Origin of the sequence: Bradyrhizobium oropedii (genome assembly GCF_020889685.1) — a bacterium.
Taxonomy (GTDB): Bacteria; Pseudomonadota; Alphaproteobacteria; order Rhizobiales; family Xanthobacteraceae; genus Bradyrhizobium; species Bradyrhizobium oropedii.
Genome location: NZ_JACMYO010000359.1, coordinates 1 through 3147 on the forward strand (window position 1 = coordinate 1; position 3147 = coordinate 3147).

The 3147-nt window shown below is 65.1% G+C and carries 4 protein-coding genes; all 4 read left to right on the forward strand.

The annotated features are described in order from the left end of the window. Nucleotides 1-204 precede the first annotated feature (204 nt). The gene (locus H8A95_RS42295) at nucleotides 205-513 is read left to right on the forward strand and encodes a transposase (protein WP_229188350.1); all 309 of its coding nucleotides are present in this window, start codon (nucleotides 205-207) and stop codon (nucleotides 511-513) included. Then, nucleotides 510-866: an IS66 family insertion sequence element accessory protein TnpB gene (gene tnpB, locus H8A95_RS42300; protein ID WP_018273742.1), complete on the forward strand. Its 357-nt coding sequence runs from the start codon at nucleotides 510-512 to the stop codon at nucleotides 864-866. Before H8A95_RS42295 ends, tnpB begins: the two co-directional genes overlap by 4 nt. A 50-nt stretch (nucleotides 867-916) precedes the next feature. Further along, entirely contained in the window at nucleotides 917-2467 is a 1551-nt protein-coding gene (tnpC, locus tag H8A95_RS42305; RefSeq protein ID WP_229188351.1) for an IS66 family transposase, read from the forward strand. Further along, nucleotides 2464-3147, forward strand: a 684-nt coding sequence (locus tag H8A95_RS42310; RefSeq protein ID WP_229188352.1) for a UPF0149 family protein, incomplete at its 3' end; no start/stop codon positions are given. The genes tnpC and H8A95_RS42310, both read left to right, overlap by 4 nt.

The following is a 3147-nucleotide window of genomic DNA, read 5'->3' on the forward strand; positions in this document are numbered from 1 at the left end:
CGATAGCGGTACGACGACCCCACCTCGTTTAGGTGGACGGGATGAGCGAGACTCGCGCGTGGATTCGATAACGCGAGGGACGCTCATTCCATGCATCAAGACAGACATCGAGACAGGCATGATGCCGCCTCCTATCAGCGGATCGAGGTGATCACGGGGGAGAGGCGACGGCGCAGTTGGAGCGATGCGGAGAAGGCGCGGATCGTGGCCGAGAGCGCCGATCCGGAGACGAGCATTTCCGAGGTGGCTCGACGCAACCGGGTCAACCGGGGACTGCTCAGTGTGTGGCGGCGCCAGGCGCGGCTCGCGTCGAGCGAAGCGCCGCAGTTCGTGCAAGTCAGGCTCGACACCGCCGTCGAGGCGCAGCCGAACGCGATCGATAAGGCGCATGTTCTGGTGAGTCCGGCCGAGCGGATCGAGGTGATGATCGCGGGCGCGACGGTGCGCGTGCCCGTCGGCGTCGACGCCGCGACGCTGGAGCGCGTGCTGGCGGCGGTGAGGTCGACGCAATGATCTCGTTTGGTCCAATGGTCCGTGTGTTTGTCGCGACGCAGCCGATTGACTTTCGCAAAGGCGTTCATGGCCTGGTCGCGCTGGTAGCGGAGGGATTAGGCGGCAAGCCCTACAGCGGCGACGTTTATGTCTTCCGATCGAAGCGATCGGATCGTTTGAAGCTACTGGTTTTTGACGGCTCGGGAATGGTTCTAGCGACGAAGTGGCTCGAGAATGGGGGCTTCGCCTGGCCACCTGTTCGCGAGGGTACGATGCCGGTGACGGGGGCGCAACTGGCGATGCTGATTGAAGGTCTTGCGGAGTGGTCGCGTGTGGTCCCGAAGGTGACGAAGCGGCCGACGAAAGTTGCCTGAATCGTCTTGTTTTGCTGGCGATTGCGAGTGTGTTCGTGTAGCTCTGCGATATGGCGCTTCGCCTTGAAGATCTCCCCTCTGACCCTGCGGCTCTCGCCGAGATGGTGCTGGCTTTCGAAGGCGAGAACGACGATCTGCGCGCAGAGATCGCCACGTTGAAGAGCCTGATCTTCGGCGCGCGATCGGAGCGCTCGGCAATCGTCTGCGCTGAACAGATCTCGCTCGATCTGGAACGGACCGCGGGCGCGCAGCCTCCGGCCAATGACGACAAACCGGACGCGCCGAGACCGAAGCGGCGCAAAGCGAGGCGCAACATCGGCGCGCTGCCGGCGCATCTGCCCCGGGTCGAGCGGGTGATCGAGCCGGCGTCCACGCTGTGCCCGTGCTGCACGGGTCAGATGCATCGGATCGGCGAGGAGAGCAGCGAAGCGCTCGATCGGGTTCCCGCGTGGCTGCGTGTGCTCCGCACGATCCGCCCAAAATACGCCTGCCGCTCCTGTGAGGGCCCGATTGTCCAGGCCCCGGCACCGGCGCGGCTCGTCGAGGGCGGCATGGCGACGACGGCGCTGATCGCGCATATCGCCGCGGCCAAATATGCCTGGCAATCGACGCTCTACCGCCAGACGCAGATCCTGGCGGGCCAGGGTGTCGTCGTCGACCGTCAGACGCTGGCGCGCTGGATGGGGAGCGCGGCGTGGCTGGTCAGGGGCCTCTACGATCTGCAACTGAAGACCATGCATGGCTTCGAGCGGCTGTTCTGCGACGAGACGCCGATGCCAGTTCTCGATCCGGGACGCGGCCGCACGAGGATCTGCCAGTTCTGGGCGCACGCGACGGACGATCGGGCGTGGAAGGGGCCGGCGCCGCCGGCGGTCGCCTACGTGTTCGCAGGCGGTCGCGGCAAGAAGGAGATCGTGGCGCAGTTGGCCGGCTTCGAAGGCGTGCTGCAAGTCGACGGCTATGCCGCCTACGCCTCGCTGGCCGGCGATGCGAAGATGTCGGGCCAGATCCAGCTGGCGTATTGTCTCGTTCACGCGCGCCGCAACTTCGTGAGGGTGCACAAGACGACGAACTCACCCTTCGCCGCAGAGGTTATCGAGCGCGTTGCGGCCGTCTACGCGATCGAGGAGAGGATCCGCGGTCTCGACGCTGGGGAACGCCGCGCGACGCGACAGGCCGAGACGAAGCCGCTGATGGAGGCGTTGAGGGCCCGTCTGATCGCGGTGAAGGACGGGATCTCCCGCCGCTCGACGCTCATCAAGGCGATCGACTACATGCTCGAACGCTGGCAGGGCCTGACGGCATTCCTGGATGACGGGCGGCTCGAGCCGGACACCAACACGGTCGAGCGATCGATCAGGCCAATTGCGATCGGAAAAAAGAACTCGTTGTTCAGTGGTGACGAAGGCGGGGGCGAGACCTGGGCGATACTCGCTTCGCTTCTTAACACAGCGAAATTGAATGGCCTCGACCCCGAGGCGTATCTCGTCGACGTTCTCGATCGCATGGTGAGCGGCGCCACGAAGACCAACCAGCTTCACGAACTTCTGGCCTGGAACTGGAAGGCCGCACGCGAAGCCGAAAAGCGAGCCGTGGCATGACGAAGCCGAAGCAACGGCGGGGAACGCGAAAAGCACGCAAGACGACGATGGCGGACTATGCCATGTCGTTCGAACGGCTCGGGCGATGGATCAGCGAGCGCGCCAGGTCGCCGACGCTTCGGCATCCGCGGGCGACGTCGCTCTCCATGCTCGACGGCGCGGTGGCCGCGGTCGTCGCCGGGCCGGTCTCGATGGCGTCCGAGGAATGGGTGTGCCCGCTCCTCGGCGTAGATCCCGACGCCTTCAATCACGACACCGAGGAGTTCTCGGCGATCGCCGCCACGCTGATGCGCCACAACGCAATCGGCGAGACGCTGTCGACGAGACCGGAGAGCTTCGAACCGCTGTTCGTGCGATCACCGGACGGCGAAGTCGACCCGCAGCCCTGGTGCATGGGCTTCTACGCCGTCATGAAGCTTCGGCTTCTCGTCTGGTCGCGGCTTCTCTCCCCGAACGGAACCGAACACCTTATGCTGCGGCCGATCTTGGTCCATTGCATCGACGACGCCGGTCGGCCCTTGCTACCTCCGGCCCGGCGCACGCTGGGAACGCAGCCCATTGTCCAAAACGCCTGGCGCGACATTCCAGCAACTGTCGAGGCCCTGCGCCAGTTCTGGATGCCTATACGCTTCAAGCGCGGTCCGTCCGCACCAGGTCCGTGGCCCTCTCGTACCGTTTAC